The organism is Pseudomonas sp. RA_35y_Pfl2_P32, assembly GCF_963970735.1.
In the GTDB taxonomy this organism is placed as follows: Bacteria; Pseudomonadota; Gammaproteobacteria; order Pseudomonadales; family Pseudomonadaceae; genus Aquipseudomonas.
In genome coordinates this window covers 1-585 of the sequence record NZ_CAXAQF010000146.1, presented here as the reverse complement: position 1 = coordinate 585, position 585 = coordinate 1, and the positions used below count along the sequence as shown (strand labels likewise).

Annotated in this window: 1 pseudogene; it reads left to right on the top strand. The window is 61.4% G+C overall.

Annotation, left to right across the window (positions count from 1 at the left end):
* Nucleotides 1-263: 263 nt before the first annotated feature.
* Nucleotides 264-585, top strand: a pseudogene (locus AACY45_RS27555) (polyhydroxyalkanoate depolymerase); the annotation flags it as partial.

Sequence of the window (585 nt, the reverse complement as noted above, 5' to 3'; positions counted from 1 at the left end):
CAGACTGCTAAGCTTGCGTTGGGCGGGTTCGCTGGGGGAAGCGTTTTGGGGGTCTGCCATAGCCGTTGCGCCTAGCAGGGACCGGGCTTGCCCTCAACGTGGATCCTGACCGCCCGCGAAACGTTCAATTGAAAGCGAGGATTGCCGAATGCGGCGGTGCGGCATAAGCTTTGATGCTAAGATAAGATTTGTCTGCTAGAAAGTCCGGTATGTTGTACAACGCTTATGAAATGCAGTAATCGTTGTTGGCCGGTGCCAGCGCGATGGCCGACTTCAGCGCAGGGGTGCTCAGCAACCCCGCCAACCCCTTTTCCTATTTCGGCGGGGGGCAGATCCTCAGCTCCGCGCTGGAGGTGTTCGCGCATGCCGCGGCTCCACGCGGCAAGCCCGCCTTCGGGCTGGATTTCACCACGATCGACGGCAAGACGGTCGAGATCCACGAAGAGATCGCGCTTCGCAAACCCTTCGGGCAGTTGCTGCATTTCAAGCGCAAGGGCGTCGAGGGCGGCCCCAAGCTGCTGATCGTCGCGCCGATGTCGGGCCATTACGCCACGCTGCTGCGCGGTACGGTCGAGCGGATGCTGC